This window comes from Agrobacterium tumefaciens (genome assembly GCF_013318015.2).
GTDB lineage: Bacteria > Pseudomonadota > Alphaproteobacteria > Rhizobiales > Rhizobiaceae > Agrobacterium > Agrobacterium tumefaciens.
Genome location: NZ_CP115842.1, coordinates 78,842 through 97,769, shown reverse-complemented (window position 1 = coordinate 97,769; position 18,928 = coordinate 78,842). Strand labels below are relative to the sequence as shown.

General features: G+C 57.5%; 18 protein-coding genes. 6 read left to right on the top strand and 12 right to left on the bottom strand.

Annotation, left to right across the window (positions count from 1 at the left end; genetic code table 11):
• Window positions 1-198: 198 nt before the first annotated feature.
• Together G6L97_RS14095 and G6L97_RS14090 are read left to right on the top strand one after the other, a co-directional pair.
• Window positions 199-675 carry an Hsp20 family protein gene (locus G6L97_RS14095; RefSeq protein ID WP_112959767.1) on the top strand — a complete coding sequence of 159 codons (477 nt, stop codon included), beginning with the start codon at window positions 199-201 and terminating at the stop codon, window positions 673-675.
• 73 nt (window positions 676-748) lie between these two features.
• The gene (locus G6L97_RS14090; RefSeq protein WP_065660130.1) at window positions 749-1,048 is read left to right on the top strand and encodes a DUF982 domain-containing protein; all 300 of its coding nucleotides are present in this window, start codon (window positions 749-751) and stop codon (window positions 1,046-1,048) included.
• A 196-nt stretch (window positions 1,049-1,244) separates the two neighbouring features.
• Here the strand turns inward: G6L97_RS14090 and G6L97_RS14085 are convergent, their stop codons facing one another.
• The 11 genes from G6L97_RS14085 to G6L97_RS14035 all read right to left on the bottom strand — a co-directional run bounded on the left by G6L97_RS14085 (window position 1,245) and on the right by G6L97_RS14035 (window position 14,014).
• Window positions 1,245-2,492: a glucarate dehydratase family protein gene (locus G6L97_RS14085; protein WP_112391060.1), complete on the bottom strand. Its 1,248-nt coding sequence runs from the start codon at window positions 2,490-2,492 to the stop codon at window positions 1,245-1,247.
• The gene (locus G6L97_RS14080; protein WP_174003075.1) at window positions 2,492-3,289 is read right to left on the bottom strand and encodes a sugar phosphate isomerase/epimerase family protein; all 798 of its coding nucleotides are present in this window, start codon (window positions 3,287-3,289) and stop codon (window positions 2,492-2,494) included. Before G6L97_RS14080 ends, G6L97_RS14085 begins: the two co-directional genes overlap by 1 nt.
• A complete protein-coding gene (locus G6L97_RS14075; RefSeq protein ID WP_174003072.1) occupies window positions 3,286-4,320 on the bottom strand; it encodes a hydroxyacid dehydrogenase in 1,035 nt (344 codons plus the stop codon). Before G6L97_RS14075 ends, G6L97_RS14080 begins: the two co-directional genes overlap by 4 nt.
• Complete coding sequence (locus tag G6L97_RS14070) at window positions 4,317-5,486, bottom strand: SGNH/GDSL hydrolase family protein (protein WP_065705445.1); 1,170 nt, start codon at window positions 5,484-5,486, stop codon at window positions 4,317-4,319. The genes G6L97_RS14075 and G6L97_RS14070 overlap by 4 nt, the downstream gene beginning before the upstream one ends.
• A 15-nt stretch (window positions 5,487-5,501) precedes the next feature.
• Entirely contained in the window at window positions 5,502-6,251 is a 750-nt protein-coding gene (locus tag G6L97_RS14065) for an SDR family NAD(P)-dependent oxidoreductase (RefSeq protein ID WP_035199236.1), read from the bottom strand.
• Window positions 6,252-6,269: 18 nt separating this feature from the next.
• The gene (locus tag G6L97_RS14060; RefSeq protein ID WP_065688945.1) at window positions 6,270-8,600 is read right to left on the bottom strand and encodes an alginate lyase; all 2,331 of its coding nucleotides are present in this window, start codon (window positions 8,598-8,600) and stop codon (window positions 6,270-6,272) included.
• 70 nt (window positions 8,601-8,670) lie between these two features.
• Window positions 8,671-10,200 carry an extracellular solute-binding protein gene (locus tag G6L97_RS14055; protein WP_003517573.1) on the bottom strand — a complete coding sequence of 510 codons (1,530 nt, stop codon included), beginning with the start codon at window positions 10,198-10,200 and terminating at the stop codon, window positions 8,671-8,673.
• Window positions 10,201-10,260: 60 nt separating this feature from the next.
• On the bottom strand, window positions 10,261-11,142 hold the full coding sequence (locus G6L97_RS14050) for a carbohydrate ABC transporter permease (protein ID WP_003517572.1): 882 nt from the start codon (window positions 11,140-11,142) through the stop codon (window positions 10,261-10,263).
• An 11-nt stretch (window positions 11,143-11,153) separates the two neighbouring features.
• Complete coding sequence (locus tag G6L97_RS14045) at window positions 11,154-12,083, bottom strand: ABC transporter permease (RefSeq protein ID WP_013761267.1); 930 nt, start codon at window positions 12,081-12,083, stop codon at window positions 11,154-11,156.
• Window positions 12,080-13,195, bottom strand: a complete 1,116-nt coding sequence (locus G6L97_RS14040) for an ABC transporter ATP-binding protein (protein ID WP_174003069.1) — start codon at window positions 13,193-13,195, stop codon at window positions 12,080-12,082. The genes G6L97_RS14045 and G6L97_RS14040 overlap by 4 nt, the downstream gene beginning before the upstream one ends.
• A 30-nt stretch (window positions 13,196-13,225) precedes the next feature.
• Window positions 13,226-14,014: a GntR family transcriptional regulator gene (locus tag G6L97_RS14035; RefSeq protein ID WP_003517566.1), complete on the bottom strand. Its 789-nt coding sequence runs from the start codon at window positions 14,012-14,014 to the stop codon at window positions 13,226-13,228.
• 365 nt (window positions 14,015-14,379) lie between these two features.
• Between G6L97_RS14035 and G6L97_RS14030 the strand changes: the two genes are divergently transcribed.
• On the top strand, window positions 14,380-15,702 hold the full coding sequence (locus tag G6L97_RS14030; RefSeq protein ID WP_174003066.1) for an NAD(P)/FAD-dependent oxidoreductase: 1,323 nt from the start codon (window positions 14,380-14,382) through the stop codon (window positions 15,700-15,702).
• Window positions 15,703-15,717: 15 nt separating this feature from the next.
• Window positions 15,718-16,419 carry an SDR family NAD(P)-dependent oxidoreductase gene (locus G6L97_RS14025; protein ID WP_174003063.1) on the top strand — a complete coding sequence of 234 codons (702 nt, stop codon included), beginning with the start codon at window positions 15,718-15,720 and terminating at the stop codon, window positions 16,417-16,419.
• Here the strand turns inward: G6L97_RS14025 and G6L97_RS14020 are convergent.
• The gene (locus tag G6L97_RS14020) at window positions 16,413-17,183 is read right to left on the bottom strand and encodes an IclR family transcriptional regulator (RefSeq protein ID WP_019566338.1); all 771 of its coding nucleotides are present in this window, start codon (window positions 17,181-17,183) and stop codon (window positions 16,413-16,415) included. The two genes, G6L97_RS14025 and G6L97_RS14020, sit on opposite strands and share 7 nt — an antisense overlap.
• 175 nt (window positions 17,184-17,358) lie before the next feature.
• Here G6L97_RS14020 and G6L97_RS14015 point away from each other — a divergent pair, with 175 nt between their 5' ends.
• The gene (locus G6L97_RS14015) at window positions 17,359-18,192 is read left to right on the top strand and encodes a transporter substrate-binding domain-containing protein (protein ID WP_174003060.1); all 834 of its coding nucleotides are present in this window, start codon (window positions 17,359-17,361) and stop codon (window positions 18,190-18,192) included.
• Window positions 18,193-18,210: 18 nt separating this feature from the next.
• A complete protein-coding gene (locus G6L97_RS14010) occupies window positions 18,211-18,927 on the top strand; it encodes an amino acid ABC transporter permease (RefSeq protein ID WP_003517557.1) in 717 nt (238 codons plus the stop codon).
• The last annotated feature ends 1 nt before the right edge of the window (window position 18,928 follow it).

The window sequence follows — 18,928 nt, the reverse complement described above, 5'->3', positions numbered from 1 at the left end:
CTGGAGGCGTTTGATCGCGCGGTACCCGAGCCATATTTAATACGGGTGCGAAAGCAAATTTCGTTCGCTTCGCCTCTTGATTTTGAAAACACGAAAAACCAAATCGTCAGCCGCCAGTCGCTGATGACAGGACTGGCCGTGCTGGAAGCGCCGCTTTTGGCGCTTTGGTACCCATGTTGCTTCAAGGAGGATATGGTTATGGCAACATCTTACGACTATGCACCGTTGTACCGATCGAGCATCGGATTCGACCGGGTCTTCAATCTTCTCGAAAACGCCCAGCGCACCCGCACGATCAGTGACTGGCCGCCCTATGACATTATTAGGACGGCCGAAGACAGCTATCAGATTTCTATTGCGGTGGCTGGTTTTACACGGGACGAGATCGACATCACTTTCCAGTCCAATCTCCTGACCGTGACAGGCAAGAGGCAGGAGACACCCGCGGGGGGCTACCTGCACCGCGGCATTGCGGCCCGTCCGTTCGAGCATCGGTTCGAACTCGCCGATCATGTCAGAGTGAGCGGCGCCGAACTGAAAAACGGTCTCCTTTCGATTGATCTCGTCCGCGAAATCCCGGAGGCCCTGAAGCCCCGGAAAATCGACATCCAGACCGATGCGGTTCTGGTGCCGACAGTTGCCCCGGGCCAGATCGAAGCACAAAAGGCGGCTTGATTTACATTGTTGGATGAACAGGGGCGCCGTCGCGATGGCGCCCACCAATATCCGGGATGGGAAGGAGAAAGCAATGAAACCCGATATGTTCAGACAGCCTGTTTTCATTCTTGTCGGTCTCGGCTTTCCAGCGGAGGTTCGAAACGTGCTGGAGGCCTACCGACATCTTTCCGAGTGGCCCGCAACAAACCGAGATAGCGCACATTCCATTGCGCTTAAGGCATGTGCTGCCGCGTTGCGCGGCGAGATTGAAGCGGAGACCGCCCGCGGCTTGTTCGTGGCCTTTGCCGAAAGACACGATCTACTTGCACCGGAAGATAGTGCCATCGCCGCGTCTCGTCTTTCGCGCGACAGAGATCCGCATGTGAATTGAGATAGACACGGTTATAAATGTGCAGCGGCGAGTTGTCCGTTATGCGGGGGCGGTATCGTGCACGGGCTCTAGAATGCCGAGCGAGCTGATTTACCGCCCCTGCGAAAGCGATTACTGCGAAGACTGTCACGGTCTAGGTAAGGAGGACAGGTGTGCTGCCTCGAGGTTGACGAGGGTGTAACATAGTATCTTCTCGTCACCAGCGTGGCACACGTCTTTCATAGGCTGGGTCGAAGAGCTTCATATAGGCTGTATCATCGCGTTCTTTCATCGAGGTCTGTTCGTAAAGTGCCGCAAGTTCGGTGAGTTTTTGCCGATCGAGCGTCACGCCAAGTCCCGGGCCATTGGGAACATCGAGGCGACCGCCACGGAACGTGAACGGCGTGCCCTCGATCACGTCGACACCGGTCCATGGGTAATGCGTGTCGCAATCGAAGCTCAGGTTCGGCGTTGCGGCTGCAGCATGGACCATTGCCGCCAGAGTGATGCCGAGATGCGAGTTGGAATGCATGGAGACGCCAAGACCCAACGTCTCGCAAATCTTTCCGAGATGGGTCGAGGCGCGCAGTCCACCCCAATAATGATGATCTGACAGCACAATCTGCACCGCATTTTTGCGGAAGGCCGCGGCGATCTGGTCGAATTCGAGGACGATCATGTTCGTGGCGAGCGGGATCGACGTAGCGGCTGCGACTTGTGCCATCTGATCCATACCGATGACCGGATCCTCGAGATATTCAAGGATATTCTCAAGCTTGCGTGCGATGTAGATGGCCGTGTCCACAGTCCAGCCGCCATTGGGGTCGATCCGCAGCGGATGATTGGGAAAAGCTCCCCGAAGCTTCAGCATGGTCTCGATCTCGAGATCCGGATGCAGCACGCCACCCTTGAGCTTCAGCGACTGGAAACCGTATGTGTCGACCATCCTGCGGGCTTCGCCAACCATCTGATCAGGCGTAAGAACCTCTCCCCATTCATCCGGGGCTTCACCTATATGGGCTGCGAATTTGAAGAACAGGTAGGCGCTGAACGGAACGCTGGTACGAATGGCGCCACCAAGCAGATCCGAGACCGGCCGCCCGAGAAGCTTGCCCTGAATGTCGAGGCAGGGGACTTCAAAGGCTGAGGCAACCACGTCCGTCAGCTTGTGATCGGCCACCGCCGATTTGGCATTGATGCCGCCACTGCCGGGCAATGCGGTGATGACGCGAGATTTCAGCTCGTGAAGATGAAACGGGTCGAGCCCGATCAGGGCAGGGGCCGCCCGTCGCAACCCATCCAGCGCCTTGATACTTCCGTAACTTTCACCAAGGCCGACCGTACCGTCGTCACATATGACCTCGATGACCGTGCGCAACGCATGCGGCTGATGCACGCCTTTACAGTTCAGTAGCGGTCTGTCGGGAATGGCGACCGGTGTGAGGTGAATTTCGGCTATGCGCATCAAAAAGCTCCTTGTCGCCACCAGCCGCGCGCAGCTTTTAGCGCATCGTCCAGCGGGGACAGTTCGGGATGCCAGTGGCGTTCCCATTCCAGACTGAGAGGGATATGTCGTTCATCCGACTGTAAAAGCGAAAGCAGTTCCGCCATGGGGAAATCGCCATGGCCGGGCAATACGTAGCGTCGTCGGCCATCGCTGTCCGTGGTGCTGTCCTTGACGTGCAGATGGACGACATTTTGTGCGATGTGTTGCCAAAGGATTTTGAGATCGCTGCCTTTTGCCCAGGTGTGGTGAGTGTCCCACAAGAGCTTCGATGCTGGCACGCACGCGATGAAGGCGAGAAGCTGCTCGAAGTCCGCCAGCGCGTCGTGTGTTTCGATCATGAGGTCGACATTCAGACCGCGTGATAGTCGCAGCGATTGCCAGTTGTCCAACAGGCCCGCTGCATGTGTCATCTCATCCTGTCCCAACTGTTTGCCACCGTCGAAGATACGCAGATAGGAAATGTTTGCTGCTTCCGCCCAGTCTATAAAGGGCTCGATGGCGGAAAGATCGGTGCTGCCGAATAGCCGAATGGATGTGTTTAGGGCGGCAACCTCGAGATCACTTTCGGCCAGAAAGGCTGCAAATCTGGAAGGAGTGGCAAATTCGGCAGTGAGTGCCGGGATGAGGTCGACCGTACCGGAGAGCGTGCGCAACTCCACATGCACGATGCCATGCCTCTGTGCCAGATCGGCCGCTTCGTGCAGGCTAAGTTCGGAACAGCCAAGCGTTGAAAAACAATAATCGAAAGCGCTCATGCCATACGCTCCATATCCTGTTTGTGGACCGGGTGAAGCGCGGCAAGCCCCGCGACGAAACGTTCGATCTCGGTAATGGCGAGATCGGAAAGCGCCCGCAATTCATTTCCCAGCGCCCCGGCAATGTGGGGGGTGAGCACGACATTGGGCAAATCGTAGAATGGGCTATCCGTCGGCAAGGGTTCCGGCTCGGGTGTATCGATCAGGATACGCAGCCGCCCGGAAAGTGCCTCGGCCAGCAATGCGTCGTGATCGACCAGCCAGCCCCGTGCCGTGTTGATGAAGATCGCATGATCCGCCAGCAGCGCCAGTTCGCGGGCACCAATCATGTGGCGGGTTTCAGGCAGGATCGGCGCGTGCAGGGAGACCACATCGGACCAGGCGAGAAGCTCGTCGAGCTCCATTTTCGTAGCACCAAGTGCGGCCGCGTCTTCCACCGAAAGAAAAGGGTCGTAGGCGGCGATCTCGAATTTTCCGCGCGTCAGCATCTCCATAACAAGCCGACCAATCCGTGACGCGCCGACGATGCCGACTTTGCGGGAATGATTGCCGAGATAGGGTAGGCTCATGCCACGTCTGCTGCCAAAACCGCCGGTGCCGCGCTCTACCCGATGCTCGTCTCTCAGACGAAACACATCCTTGCCGCACATGATGATTGCCGCATAGGTAAACTCGGCAACCGGCACGGCCATGGCCGATGCCGCCGTGGTGATAAGAATATCGGATGTTTCCCAGAACTCGGCGGGAGCAACAGCGCGCACCGAGGACGCGGCATAAGCGACCATCCTGAGCTTTGGCGCACGGGCGAGGCGCTCGCGTGTCAGGGATGGCGCGCCCCAGGCGGCGAGGAGAATGTCCGCCTCGGCCAACGCTTCTGCTCCCGCTTCCGTGTCGAAATCCGTGTAGGGGAAACCCGGTATGATGTCGGTTACGGCATTCATGCGTGCCCATTCGCGCGAACCAAAGAAACCTTCGGGAAGCTCGTTCCGCATGGCGATCAACAGCCGTGGTTTGTCTTGAGATGGTCTCATTGGCGTACCGGACTTGAAACAGGTCGAACCTCGATGCGGTTGACGTCGATTTCGATCGGTTGAGAACCGGGCCGCAGGATCACATCGAGAAAAACTTCGGGAGGGGCTTCACCCGGCCTGAGTTTCAGGGGAGGAGTTCTGAGCGCCCCTGTCCATTGGGTGGCAGGGAAAGGAAAAAATGTGCCGTCTTCGGCACGGAAAGGCGCAAGTGCTACCGCCTCCTGTCCTTCGGCTGCAGCATCTTTCAGACGCAGCGATATTCCGAGTACGTCGCTATGCGCCGGCACATCAACATCGCATATGGCCTCCACCCATAAGCCTGTGCCCGGATGGACAAGCCGCCCGCCGAGACGGTGGCTTTGTTCACCTGTTTCCGTGACTGTCAGGGCTGAAAAATCAGCTGCCAGATTGCCTGCTGGATTGTTCACCGGGTCAAAACGATCGTCTGTCGCCAGGATACGGGCCGGCGCGCGCGGCATGATCGCCTCCAGATAGGTGGCAAGCAGCTTTCCTACGGCAAAAGCGCCTGTCACCGCAAAATGGGTGCCGTCGTCGGAATAGCCGGGATGAGGCTCGCCGAATTCACTTTCGGGATCGACCCATGCCGAGTTCCAGTCGAAGACATGGCAATTGGCATTATCTGCGGCAAATTCGATGCTCTGCCGGTTGATCCAGTGCGCTTTTGCCCGCTCTGTACCGCCAGCCGGCCATTTCCCGGTGCCACGGGCGAGGATCGGGAGCAGGATGACGGTTTTGCCTGCGTCGAGCAGAGCCGAAACGATCCGCGCCCGTGTATCGGCAATCGTCTGGCGTGTCTCCACCATCATGTCGTTGGTGCCGGCATCGACGATGACCAGATCGAAATCCGATTTCAGCAGTCGCGGTAGCCGCCGTTCGATCTCGATTGCCTTCTGGCCGGAAACTCCGAAATTGAGGCCGGAAAAGAACCGGCTGACACCCGGTCGATTGCTCGGTTCCCAGCCTGTTGGTGCTGATGGATCATGGTGGACAGGGCAGCAAAGTCTGCCATGCGACAATACCTCGGCCCAGCTCATCCAGCCGCGGGCCGATGTGGCAAGCGAGGACGCGTCGCCAATATGGTTCTGCTGGACGAGCGAAGTGCCGAGAACGGCAATCCGGCTCGCCCTTGGTAACGATACGGACATGGTTTTTACCAGATATCAGGAGAACAGGACGCCGCCATTGATGTCGTAGCAGGCGCCGGTGATATAAGCAGCATCGTCGGACGCAAGAAACGCCACCAGACCGGCAACGTCTTCGCTTGAGCCTTCGCGCTTCAGCGATGTGGCGCCTGCCACCTTTTCACGCACTTCGGGTTTGGTGAAGGTGTCGTGGAAGGTGGTGGAGATCATGCCGGGGCAGACGGCGTTGACGCGAATATTCGGGCCAACTTCCTTGGCAAGTCCTCGGGTAAAGGTCATCACTGCACCCTTGGAAGTGGCATAGGCGAGCGCGCCCGGCCCGCCGCCGTCACGGCCCGCCTGCGACGAGAAGGTTACGATCGCGCCGCCCTTTGCCATTTTGGGCAGTGCGGCCTTGGCTGTCAGGAACAGCGACGTCAGGTTGACGTCGAGGACCTGATGCCAGAAGGCTTCGTCCATGTCAGCGATTGTCTTGCGGGCGATAAGCCCACCCGCAACATGGACAAGGCCATGGATCTCGCCGAATTTGTCTGCGGCAGCAGAAATGGCAGCCTCTACTTCGCTTGCGTTTGTCAGGTCTGCCTTGATCGCCAGAGCCGAACGGCCAAGCTTTTCGATTTCGGCAACGGCCGTGGCCGCACCTTCAGCGGCTCCATTATAGGTGAGGACGACATTGGCGCCTTCCTGCGCAAAACGAATGGCGCATGCCCGGCCGATATCCCGGCCGGCGCCGGCTACAACAACGGTCATGTTGGTAAAACGCTGCATTTGAAGAACCTCGTATGGTTAGAATTGCTTGGGAAGGGAGAGCTTGAAACGCTCGTCGTCGACGTCGCTGAAATAGATGTCGGTCGAAAAACCCTGATCGTCTATGAAGCTGAAGATGCGCTTCGGCTCCTTTAAACTGTAAGGCACCAGAAGGGTGACCAGCCGATGCCGAGTTGCTGCTGGAACCGTGGCGCAGACGTGATGGTGGATATCAAGACCCTCGAACTCCTTGGGATCAATGTCGGGAAAACCTTCGACGGCCGCGATCTGCGGTGTGCCGGCTGACGAGAAGACAAACTGGCCGTAAAAGCCCGCCTTTTGGCCATTGTAGCGAAAGCTCGACTTGCCGGTCTGCGGTGCCCCTGTGGTATGGCAAAGCCATTGCAGTTCCTGGGGCTCGGAGCACTCCACCTCATCGACAATCACGAAATAGCTGTCGTTGACGAAGTGCATTTCGCGCTGCGCTTTCATAACAAGCGGGTTCGCGACCTGATAGGCAGACGTCGCATCTCCGATGATCCGGACATGTCCGGGATTTTCCTCAACCGATACGATACGGCCGGCGGCGCGGCGCGCGAGCGCCTTGTCCTTTTCCGCATATTGTCCCTTGCCGCCGATCAGGACGGCGTTCTTCGACCGTGTCTGACGGCGCCAGTTCAGATGCATCTGCGAGTTGAACGCCACGTAATAGCCGGACTGGATCGCCAGATCCTCGCCGTAGGCATAGAGGACAAAGGCATTCTGGTCGCCATGGCTGTGGCTTAGCGAACCGTAGGGACTTGATTTGAAGACGAATTGCAGATGCCGTTCCGGGTCTTCCATATGTTGCTGGATGGTCGCCCAACCGATATCATCGAAAACAGCGAGTGCCGGCAAGTCTGCAGGCGAGACTGCTTCCACCTGCTGATAGTCGTGACGATAGACGAGATCGTCGAAGTTCAGGTCCCACCAGCCGTAATTGTAGAAGGCCATTTCTGTGCCCGTCGCATCGGCCTTGATGTGATCGAAATACCATTGGTAATGGCCGTTGCCGGTAACGCCGGCAAATTGCCGAACATTGTAACCCAGTTTCAGGCCGGGAAGATCGCCAAGCGTGGAGTCGTCGCCAAAATTGGCGCGGCGGGTTCCCGGCGCCTTGGTATAAAGCGGGAAACGCCCGGTGTTCTGGAAAAATGGCCGTTGATAGAGGTCGTAGCCGATATAGGAGCGGATCAGATTGGCGGCCTCGATGAGGTAGGCCATACCGGTCATCCAGTAATGCGGCCCTTCCGCCCAGCCACCGTCAGTTCCAGCCCAGGGAGAATAGAGGGTGGCAAGGAATTCAACGGTATAATCGAGCCATTCGCCCGCCTCGTCGCTTTCGTCCTGAAGCGCGATACAGGCCGGCGTCAGTACTGCCGAAAGCGAACGGACCGCATGGCTGTCATAGGGAAACACGTGGATGCGGGCATGCGCAATGACATGGTCGGCGACCTCCCGCGTCCGTTCAAGAAGAACCGAGCGTACGGTCTCGCGCTCGTCTTCGCTCAGATAGTCGTATAGCCAGTCATAGCCCCAGGCGAGTGCCACGACGATACGGAACCCCGCCTCGTCATTATAGGCCCGGGAGGTCGCGCCTTTCGGGTCCCAGCCAGCGACGGCCAGCAGCCACTTGCGCGACGCATCGAGTAGATCGTCGCGTCCGAGCACCCGACCGGCAATGGCCAGGTGCCGGATCGCATAGATCACTTCCTGGCAGTCGATATACATCTGTCGCCAGAGTCCTGCGACGCGCATATTGTTGGGATAAGGCTGAGGTTCCGGCATGACCGGCCGCTCAAGCCAGGGTTTTACCGATTTCTCGTAGAACTCGGACCAACTGCAATGATTGGGGTCCTTTGCCACCGCCTCCGAGAAGCAGCGCAACTGTTCCGGATTGAGCCAGAGCCGTGGATGGCTGGCATGCGCGGCTGCATGACGGGCCTGCCTGCTTGGTAGCGGCGTTTTCGGCAGCGAAGCGTCGATCTCGAAGCTGCGCACGGTACTCCAGTTGGAATCCGGCGTCGCGGACGTCGGGCCCCACAACGCATAACACCAGTGATAGCGGCCTTCCGGAAGGGCTTCGTCCGGCGTGAAGAAATTCCACGCGAGATCTTCAAAGACGAGCGTCTTTTTGTCTGCAAAACCGGGATCGGACGAAATCCGCAATACGTAGCGCGCACCGTCGTCGATGTCGGGCAGCCATGAAAAGCGCGGAGGGTTCTCCGTCGGCGGTACTTCTTCGCTCGGCTCGTAGCCAATGGTCAATGAACCCGGCCGGGGTTCATCGAGAAGTGTCTGTCGGGAGATTGCCGGGGCAGAGGGACACATTGCGCTCTAACTCCTATGAAAACAGGAAGGAAAGGATGGCGGCGACAAAGCCGCCATCACGGTCGAAGGTTTATTGCGCGGCCTTGTACTGGCGGTCATAGGCCGATTGCATCATCTTGATGACCTCGTCGTAACCGAGTGCCGTGAGGCGCTTCTTGTAGGCATCCCAGCCGGCATCGACGTCCTGGGCACCCAGTATCCAGGTCTGCTGCATCTCGGTCATGTAGGTGAGGATGCTTGGCCAGTAGCGGTCGAATGTCGCCTTTTCCTCTGCGTTCAGGGAAACGCCCATGAACTCATCCTTGAGGCAGTTGCACTTGTCGTACATATCGATGCCTTCAAGCGCGATCTTGTTTGTCCACTGGCGCTCATATTCGTAGTCCATCCAGTATCCGCGCGGGATCGCCGCACCGACCGCCCACAACTGGGCATTCACCGGGTCCTTGTTGTCGAGGATTTCCTTCTTGAATTGCGGCTTGCCATCGACCATCTCGTAGGTCAGGCCTTCGACGCCGAAATTCGACAGGATGCGCCCCTGTTGAGAGAACCAGAAATCGAAATACTTGATTGTTTCGACCGGGTGTTCGTTGGTCGCCGAAATAGCCCAGCCGACGGGCTGGACACGCAGCCGACGGGAATCCTCAAACCGTTGGCCCGAGACCGTCTTTGGCGGCAGCATCGGCTTTAGCGCGAAACCGTTGATCTTTGGCGACAGGGCGTCGTTGTAGGTCGAGGTACTGGCGAACCAGTCATGCGTCATGCCGCCGAGATTGTTGCCCAGCAGATATTCACGCGAGCGAGCACCGCGGGTGAAAATCTCCTTGTCGATCAGGCCTTCCTTGTACCATTTGGCCACGTTGGAAATCCCGGTCTTGTAGTTTTCCTCCGCCCAGGGATGACGAAGTTGTCCGTCATAAACGGCAAAGTCGCCATAACGCTCGGATCCGGACACGCGCGCATCCCACAGATTGATAAGGCGGACCGCATCGATTTCCTCACGGGCAAAGTAGGGAACTTCATCCTTGAGACCGTTGCCGTTCGGGTCCTTGTCACGGAAGGCTTTCAGAACTTCGTAGACCTCTTCCGGTGTTTCCGGCTGCTTCAGCCCAAGCTTGTCGAGCCAATCCTGGCGGATGAACCAACCGCGCGAGAACTTGCCATCAGGGACGTAAGGGATGAAATAGAGCTTGCCGTCCGGTCCGGAGATGGCGTTGCGGATTTCCTTGTGGCTGTCGAAGAATGCCTTGAGGTTGGGGGCGTTTTCCTCGATCAGGTCATCGAGTGGAATGAATGCGCCCTCCAACCCGTAGCGAATGAAGTCTTCCTTCAGCCCGCCCGTGGCGTCGCCGCCGACGATGTCGGGAAGGTTGCCCGAGGCAATCAGAAGGTTGAATGCATCGCGGCTGCTGGTGGTCGCCAGCGACGCCACGTTGCGGACATGAATGTTGGTGATCTCGGCGGCCTTTTGCTCCACCGGCCATTTTTCCGAGTAGACGTATTTGTCCCGGAAGTGGAAGTGGATCGTAAGCTCCAGCGGATCCTTGGAAATTTTCCCTGAATCCTGCGCCGATGCCGGCAAGGCCAGGGTTGCGGCTGTCATCAACGCCAGTAGGGGCGTGCCTTTTCGTAGTGCTCTCACAGGTTCTCCTCCCTTGTGCTGCTACTCTTTGACTCCGCCCAGCAGAATTCCTTTGGTGAAATACTTCTGCGCGTAGGGGTAAATGATGAGGACGGGAATGATGGAAGCGATCATGATCGCGGATGTTACCGTCTCGAACGAATAGTGGGCGGTGAGAAGGCTCGATGCGAATTCGTCATTCGAGTTAAGATCGACGATCACGCGCTTCAGATAGACCTGAAGCGGGATCTTCTCCTCGCCGCGCAGCAAGACCATCGCCCAGAAGTAACCGTTCCACCGCGAAACGATGCAGAACAGCGCAACGGTGACGATTGCGGGCTTGGAAAGCGGAATGAACACCTTCCACAGCAGCTGCAACTCGCTTGCACCGTCCATTTTGGCGGCTTCTTCGAAGGACTTTGGCACCGCTTCGAAGAAGTTGCGCAGCAGAATGACGTTGAAGGCGTTTGCCGCAAATCCGAGGATGATGCCGAAGCGGCTGTCGAGAAGTCCAAGATCACGCATGTTCAGAAAGAAAGGGATCATGCCGGCGTTGAACCACAGCGTAAAAGCGATGGCGATGTTGAAGAAAGTGCGGCCGCGCAGGCGTTTGCGCGAAAGGGCGTAGGCTCCGGGGATCATGATCAGCAGGCTCATCAGCGTGCCGCCGAAGGTGTAGATGAACGTGTTGCCATAGGCGACCCAGAACATCCTGTCGGACAATACCCTGTCGTAAGCGGCAAGGGTCACATCAACCGGCCATAGCGTGACACGGCCAGCCGTGACGGCGGCCCCCGAAGATAGCGAGACCGAAAGCACATAGATGAAGGGATAAAGCGTCGACAGAACGAACAGACCCAGAAGAATGGCATTTGCCCAGCCAAAAATCCTGTCGCCGCGGGAATAAAGATTGAAGTTTGCCATCTTTCAGCTCCTCACCAAAGCGATGTCGACGAGACTTTTCGGCTGATGCGATTTGCCGAATAGACGAGGACGAAAGCGATAACCGCATTGAACAGTCCGGCGGCCGTCGCGAGATCGTATTGGGTACCCTGCAAGCCGGTGCGGTAAATGAAGGTGGAAACGACATCTGCCGTCTCATAGGTGGATGGCCGATAGAGCAGAATGATATATTCGAACCCGACCTCGACCAGATTGCCGATGCGGATGATCAGCATGATCACGATTGTCGGCAGGATGCAGGGCAGGGTGATCCGCCACATCATCTGCCAGCGCGATGCCCCGTCCACACGGGCAGATTCATAAAGCGTCGGGCTCACGCCAGCGATGGCGGCGAGATAGACGATGGATTCGAAGCCCGCTTCCTTCCAGACCGACGAGCCGATATAAATCGGACGAAACCATTCCGGCTGGGTCAGGAAGTATATCGGCTCGAATCCAAGGCCTTTCAGCAGAAGATTGACGATGCCTATCGACGGCGACAGGAAGTTGATGACGATGCCGGCCACGATCACCACCGAAATGAAATGCGGCAGGTAAACGATCGTCTGGGCCCAGCTTCGGGCAACGCTGTTTTGAACCTCGTTGAACATCAAGGCCAGGATGATCGGGACCGGAAACGCGAAGATCAGGCCGAGAGCGCTGATTTTTAGGGTGTTCCAGAAGGCGCGGATGAACATGTCATTGTGAAAGAGCTCCGCGAAGTTTTCAAAACCGACCCACGGGCTCTTTGCAATGCCGCGAAAAATCGAGAAGTCCTGAAACGCGATGACCAGCCCGTACATGGGCTTATAGAGAAAGACGGCGAACCAGATAATCATCGGAGCGAGAAGTAGGTAGAGCTGCCAGTCGCGGCGAACATCTTCCTGGAGATCGTGAAGGCGTTCCTGAAAACCCTTTTTCATGGTCGCGCCCCGCTTGGGGTTTTCAGCGACCTTCCGGTTGCCGCATCGAAGACATGGATGCGTGTGGTATCGATGCCAAGTCGTGTGACGCCGTTGAGAGTATGATCGCCGTAAAGTGTTTCCGCCTTGGCAATAAATGGCTGGCCATCAGCCCTGCCGTGGAGCAGAGCCTCCGCGCCCAAGGGCTCCACGAGGTCGATGCTGCAATTGAGGTTTTCACGACTGTCTTCGGTCTCTACCGACATGATTTCGGGTCGCAGGCCGAGTTTGACCTGCTGCCCTTCCGTCACATTTTTCGCAAATGCTTCCGGGACGCTGAAGCGTTGTCCGGCACTACCTGTGATTTTGACCTTTACGGTGCCATCCTGCTTTTCAATCGTCCCGGACAGAAGGTTCATGGGCGGTGAGCCGATAAAACTTGCGACGAACGTGTTGGCCGGTTCGAGGAAAACCTCCATCGGCGAACCGACCTGCTCGATATGGCCGCCATTCATGATGACGATGCGGTCCGCAAGTGTCATTGCCTCGACCTGATCGTGCGTCACGTAGATGCTGGTGGCGTTCATCCGCTTGTGCAGCAATTTAATCTCGGCCCGCATGTGGGTGCGCAGCTTTGCGTCGAGGTTCGAGAGAGGTTCGTCGAACAGGAAGATTTTCGGCCTGCGCACGATGGCACGACCCATGGCGACGCGTTGGCGCTGGCCACCGGAAAGATCCGCCGGCTTGCGGCCCAGATATTCGGTGAGCCCGAGGATCTGTGCAGCTTCTGCCACCGCCTTGTCGATAACCGCTCGCTTTTCGCCCCTCACTCGCAGGCCAAAAGCGATGTTATCGGCCACGCTCAGATGCGGATAAAGCGCGTAGTTCTGAAACACCATCGCGACATCGCGGTCTTTGGGCGCGATCTTGTTGACCACTCGGCCGTCCATTGAAACGGTGCCGTCCGAAATGTCTTCCAGCCCGGCGAGCATGCGCAGCGTGGTGGACTTTCCGCATCCCGAAGGACCTACGAGGACAACGAATTCCTGCGGCTGTATGGAAAGATTGATACCGTGGACGACTTCAAGGGCACCATAGCGCTTGACGACGTCGTTGATTTGAACTGCGGACATGAAAGGCCCCTCCTCAAAAGCCTTGAATGTTCAGTCAGGCGTCTTCTGCCCCCGTGAAGCGCGCTTCCTCGTGACGCGCGTGTTGACCTGCTCGATGAAGGTCCAGATCTTCGGGTTCTTGGAGAGTTCTGCGATTTTGGTTTCGAGTGATCCGAGGTGGCGCTGTACGGCCTCTCTTGCGGCTTCGACATCGCCGGATTCGATTGAGTTCACGATTGCTTCGTGCTCTTCGATAACCTTCTCGGTGCGACGGACTGCAAAAACGCGCTTCAGGTGTCGCATTCGGTCCATTTCGCCTTTCGCCTGATTTACGACGCTCCAGGCTCCAGGAAGGCGAGCTGCTGAAAAGATCGTGCGGTGGAATTCCTCGTCGAGCAGGAAAAAGTTAGTGAATTCCTCATCCGCGGCGGCAGTGCGCTGCTGCGACAGACAGGTTTTCAGCCGTGCGATGTCTTCCAGCGAATGCCGCTTGGTTGCCTCGATCACAGCGCCTTCTTCCAGCTTGAATCGAATGAAACAGGCCTCCATGTACCGCTGAACGTCGATCGGCGAGATGTAGGTGCCACCTTGCGGCACGACAGTCACGAAACCTTCTTCGGAAAGGCGAATGATTGCCTCGCGGACCGGAGTTTTGCTGACATGCAGCAGTGTCGCGATCTCCTTTTCCGACAGCGCCCGCCCTGGGAGCAGCTTCACCTCGACAATCAGTTTGCGAAGTAAGGCATGGATCCTGTTGGTCATGTTTCCGTCAGCCGGCAGGTCTTGCGGGGTGACGAGTTCGGACAGCGGTAACGATGGGAATTCAAGGGTAACAGACATATCAAATGCCTAACTGATATATTAGAATGGAAAGTGACATATCTTTTGATTTTCCGCGAGTCAAGCCCTGGGCAGTCTCGAGTTGGCGGTTAAATAATCGGCTCCGACCTCAATGTGTCCGGCAGTGGCCGGTGTTGTCTCGGCAATCTGGCGATTTATGCTTGCCGCTCGTCTCACGGCAAAAAATCACTATATGAAAAAACATCGCCGTGGCGGTCGTAATGTGAGATCGCGATTGACGATTTGCTGTAAAATCTGGCACGCATAGAAAATCAGCAGTGCTCATCTGTAATCCATGTCGAGACATCTTTTCCCGGAACTGTGCCGTTCCCGGATTACTTTCGTGTGCCTTGAGGAGAACGAATTTGGGAAAATTTTCACCTTTTGACCAAACCTTGTGGTTTGCAACCGCAGCGCCCGCGCCGAAAACCGCGAGGCTTGAAGGCCGTGTCGATGTGGACGTCTGTGTCGTGGGCGCGGGATATACCGGACTGACGACGGCGCTGGAGCTGGCGCGCAGGGGCGTCAAGGTTGCTTTGGTCGAAGCGCAAGAGGCAGGTTTTGGCGGTTCGGGACGCAATGCCGGCCACTGCACCCCGACCTTCAGCTATTACAGCCTGCCGTCGCTCGGGAAAATTCTGGGCGAGCCCTGGGCGGAGCGCCTTATTCACCGCCAGACGCGGGCCAATGATCGCGTCGTCGAGATGATCTCGACCTACGGAATCGACTGCGAATGGGTCCAGAATGGTTATGTTATGGGCGCATTGCGTCCCGGCGCCATGTCCACGCTGCAGATGAAGTCTGATGCATATGCCGGCGCTGGCGCGCGCTGCCGGGTCATTGGCAGGGACGAGGTCGAAGCGTTGACAGGCAGCCCTCGTTTTTATGGCGCCTGGTATCACGAGGAGGGCGGTCATTTGAACCCGCTTTCATACGCACGTGGCCTTGCACGCGCCGTTATCGCAGAGGGCGGGCAGGTGTTTACCGCGTCCCCGGTCGAGGATGTCCAGCCAGAGGCCGGGAAATGGTCCGTGCGAACGCCCCGGGGCGCTGTGCTGGCTGAAAAGGTGATCTTCGCGACCGGCGCTTACACCGTCGGTGGCTGGAAAAACCTCGATAAAAGCTTCCGCATCAAGAAAGTATTTCTCGCGGCCACCCAGCCGCTCGATCCGGAAACGCGCGCAAAAGTCCTGCCCCACAATACGACCATGCATGATGGGCGCGGCGATATCTATGTCTACAAATACAACCGTGAAGGTCGCATTGTTGCCTCCATGTTCCCCATGGGCCAGCGTGGCGCCGACCCTGACTATACCCGGCAGGTTCTCACAGACCGGCTGAAATTCCTTCATCCGCAGATCAGCGAGGAAATCCGTTGGGAATATTTCTGGTTCGGCGAACTGGACATGCAGATGCGCACTGTCCCGAGGCTCTATGATCTGGCGCCCGGCATCGTTGCCTGTACGGGACTTTCTGGCCGCGGCGTGCCAACCGGCTCCATGCTTGGCGGCGTCTTGTCAGAATGGGCGCTGGGCGTGCCGGACAAGGACCTCTCCCTGAAAATTGAACCACTGCACAGGGCGCCGTTGCTGATGTCCTTCGCGCCCGGTCTGCGCCTTCGTTATTTTCGCATGCAGGAAAACCATGCAACCCGCAAGGAAGGCGCCACCCTTCTTCCCCATGCCTGAGAAAGGAAAACCTATATGACCGACAGGAAAACCGTCCTCATTTCCGGAGGCAATCGCGGTATCGGTGCTGCCACCGGCAGGGCCTTTATGGAGGCCGGCTGGAAGGTCTCGCTTGGAATGCGCACGCCGCTACTGCCGGAATGGGCGGATCCAGCGTTAGTCCACGTGCAGGCCTATGACGCGCTCGCCCCGCAATCGCCTGTCGACTGGGCTGCTGCCGTTCTGGCACGGTTCGGGCGCATCGATGCTGTTGTTGCCAACGCCGGCGTCATGGTGCGCAAGACCGTGGTGGAAGCGACTGACGAGGAGTTCGCCTCATTGATGGACGTCAACGTCAATGGCCCGCGGCGCGTTGTGCAGGCCTGCTGGGACCCGCTAATCGCGTCCGGAGCTGGTCGCGTGGCGATTGTCGCCTCGCTATCGGGGAAAAGGGTCAAATCGGCAGTGTCTGGCGCCTACTCGGTCTCGAAATTCGCAGCCCTTGGCCTGTCGCATGCAATCCGTCATGCCGGTTTCGACAAGGGTGTAAGGGCGACCGCCATATGTCCGGGTTTCGTTGCGACTGATATGGGGCTGCCTCTGGCAGGCGCGATGCCGTCGGACACCCTGACCCAACCTGAAGATATTGCCAGCTCCATCCTGCATGTCGTCAGTTTGCCGAACCGCGCGAGTGTTTCGGAATTCTGGGTCAACTGCCTGCTCGATGACAGCTATTGATCGACGATCGCCGAGATTTCGTCCTTTAGCAGCATCGCATATTGCTCCAGTGTGCCGGGCTCCAGCTTGGCACTTAAAAGTGTGAAGCCCAGGGAAGCGTTTGGCGTTGTACCATCCGAAAAAATCGGCACGGAAACGCCGGCAATCCCGGGGATAAGCTCGCCGACGTCGATTGCATAACCGCGTTCGCGTGTTTCAGCGATCAGTCGGCGCACTTTGTCGGCGGTGAGATCGCGGTAGGCGGCATAGCGCTCGATATTGGCGCGGATGATGAATTCCTGTTCGTCCTCTTCGAGGAAGGCGAGCATGGCAATTGAGCCTGGACCGACGCCAAGCGGGACCGAACCACCGATCGAGCCGGTCAGTGTCGGCACCACGCATTCTCCGTCGCGTCTGTCGAGGCAAACGGAATCGTGGTTCAACCGGGCCATCAGGTGGATGGTATCGCCGGTTCGGCGCCGAATGCGGGTCAGCGCCATTTCGCAGCGGCTGATGATGCCAGGTCCACGTGCGGCGCGCGCACCGTAAATCGCCATACGCGCGCCCAGCCGGTAACAGCGCTTCCTGTCGTCACGAGCGAGGAGCTTGTGGCCGACCAGCGTGTTGAGGATGCGGTGGCAGGTAGCCGTGTTGAGTCCGGATCTGTTCGTTAGTTCCTTGAGCGTGACGCCTTGTACGCCGCCGTCTGCAACAAGATCCAGAAGAGCTACCGCTCGATCCAGAAGCTGCGCGCCACCAGAGGAGGATTGGGTGGATTTGGCCATATTGTCTCACATTATGAAAATAAAATCTCAATAACTTGTATAATGAGAAAACTGCGTATTCAATGACCAAAATTGAGCAGATTAAATAAGTGAATATTTTGTAGGCAGCTTGATTTTGAAGACGACCTGCGGGTTTCGAGAACGCCAGACCCGCTTGAACAAACAGGGGAACAAAATGAAGAAAAAAGCAGCAAACATTCTCGCAACTACCGCCCTGGCGGCTTTGGGCATGCTGGCGGCCAGTGCCGCGCTCGCCGGTACGCTTGATGACGTCAAGGCCCGCGACAAGCTGATCGTCGGCGTCAAGAACGATTATCCACCTTATGGGTATCTCAACGACAAGGGTGAGATCATCGGCTTCGAAGTCGAACTGGCGAAATACGTCGCCAAGGAACTTCTGGGGTCTTCAGACAAGATCGAATTTGTGCCGGTCGTTGCCGCCAATCGTATCGAGTTCCTGACCGCTGGTCGTATCGATGCGATTTTCGCGACGCTTGGCGTCACGCCGGAGCGCGACAAGGTCATCGATTTCACCACCGCTTACGTATCGTCTCCAGGCCCTGCCGTCATGATGGCCAAAGAAGCGACCACCAGCAAATGGGAGGAGCTGAAGGGTAAGCCGGTCTGCGGCATTCAGGGATCCTATTATAACAAGAAGATGACCGAGGAATTCGGAATCCAGCTTGTTGCCTTCAAGACCCAACCGGAGGCCATGCGCGCTTTGCGCGACAATCGTTGCGTGGGTTTTGTCTTCGACCAGATGACCCTTGACCTCAAGGTTCAGGAAGCGGACTGGAAAGGCTACAAGGTCGCCGTCCCCACCTATGAGTATCTGCCGATGGCAGGTGGTATCCGCGAAGGCGACAAGGCGTTCCAGGAGGCCGTGGACAACGCCATCACCAAGGCGGAAGCCGAAGGCAAGATGATCGCCTGGGAAACCGAGTTCAATATTCCCCACGCCGATTACATTGCCGAGCGCGCCAAGGCTGCCAAAGCAAAACTGAACTGATAGGGTCTGGAGCAGCTATTGTTCGGTCTTGATTATTCCTGGCTTACGGATCCAGCCTATCAGCAATGGCTGCTCACCGGGGTCCTCAACACACTCAAGCTTGCGGCACTGTCATCCAGTGCCGCGATCATCATCGGCCTTCTCGGTGCGCTTGCGCTGACTTTGCGGATTTTCTGGCTGGATGCCATCATCGAGCTGTTCGTGGAGGTGTTCCGCAACACGCCGCCACTGCTGCAGATGCTTTTTGCCTATTTCACGCTGTCGACGCTGGGGCTGAAAGTTACCGATCCCTCCACCGGTCTGCAGATGCCGCTTCTGAGTGCATTCGCCTGCGCCTCGATTTCGCTCAGCCTGTTCGGCGGAGCGCTGGCCATCGAGGCTTTCAGGTCCGGCATCGAAACCATGCCGCGGTCGATCATAGAAGCGGCCCGGTCGCTCGGATACAGCCGGTGGTCGCGTTTCTGGAAAGTTGAGGCGCCGATTGCTGTGCGCATCAGCCTGCCGGCGATTACCAACATTCTCACCAACCTGTTCAAAACAACCTCTCAGGCTTCGGTCATTACGGTGCCGGAACTGATGTATTACGCCGGCCAGATCTACAACGACACGTTTCGCACACTCGAGGTCATGATCCTCGTGCTCGTCATCTATGTGGGGCTCGTATCCATCCTGACATTTGCAATGTCCAGGCTCGAAGCCTGGATGGCTTTCCCCGGTTATGGAAAGGGACACTGAC

Excerpts from the sequence above, each read along its gene's own strand:
- G6L97_RS14095 (WP_112959767.1), top strand. The coding sequence starts at position 199 with ATGGCAACATCTTACGACTATGCACCGTTGTACCGATCGAGCATCGGA.
- G6L97_RS14090 (WP_065660130.1), top strand. The coding sequence starts at position 749 with ATGAAACCCGATATGTTCAGACAGCCTGTTTTCATTCTTGTCGGTCTC.
- G6L97_RS14085 (WP_112391060.1), bottom strand. The coding sequence starts at position 2,492 with ATGCGCATAGCCGAAATTCACCTCACACCGGTCGCCATTCCCGACAGA.
- G6L97_RS14080 (WP_174003075.1), bottom strand. The coding sequence starts at position 3,289 with ATGAGCGCTTTCGATTATTGTTTTTCAACGCTTGGCTGTTCCGAACTT.
- G6L97_RS14075 (WP_174003072.1), bottom strand. The coding sequence starts at position 4,320 with ATGAGACCATCTCAAGACAAACCACGGCTGTTGATCGCCATGCGGAAC.
- G6L97_RS14070 (WP_065705445.1), bottom strand. The coding sequence starts at position 5,486 with ATGTCCGTATCGTTACCAAGGGCGAGCCGGATTGCCGTTCTCGGCACT.
- G6L97_RS14065 (WP_035199236.1), bottom strand. The coding sequence starts at position 6,251 with ATGCAGCGTTTTACCAACATGACCGTTGTTGTAGCCGGCGCCGGCCGG.
- G6L97_RS14060 (WP_065688945.1), bottom strand. The coding sequence starts at position 8,600 with ATGTGTCCCTCTGCCCCGGCAATCTCCCGACAGACACTTCTCGATGAA.
- G6L97_RS14055 (WP_003517573.1), bottom strand. The coding sequence starts at position 10,200 with ATGACAGCCGCAACCCTGGCCTTGCCGGCATCGGCGCAGGATTCAGGG.
- G6L97_RS14050 (WP_003517572.1), bottom strand. The coding sequence starts at position 11,142 with ATGGCAAACTTCAATCTTTATTCCCGCGGCGACAGGATTTTTGGCTGG.
- G6L97_RS14045 (WP_013761267.1), bottom strand. The coding sequence starts at position 12,083 with ATGAAAAAGGGTTTTCAGGAACGCCTTCACGATCTCCAGGAAGATGTT.
- G6L97_RS14040 (WP_174003069.1), bottom strand. The coding sequence starts at position 13,195 with ATGTCCGCAGTTCAAATCAACGACGTCGTCAAGCGCTATGGTGCCCTT.
- G6L97_RS14035 (WP_003517566.1), bottom strand. The coding sequence starts at position 14,014 with ATGTCTGTTACCCTTGAATTCCCATCGTTACCGCTGTCCGAACTCGTC.
- G6L97_RS14025 (WP_174003063.1), top strand. The coding sequence starts at position 15,718 with ATGACCGACAGGAAAACCGTCCTCATTTCCGGAGGCAATCGCGGTATC.
- G6L97_RS14020 (WP_019566338.1), bottom strand. The coding sequence starts at position 17,183 with ATGGCCAAATCCACCCAATCCTCCTCTGGTGGCGCGCAGCTTCTGGAT.
- G6L97_RS14015 (WP_174003060.1), top strand. The coding sequence starts at position 17,359 with ATGAAGAAAAAAGCAGCAAACATTCTCGCAACTACCGCCCTGGCGGCT.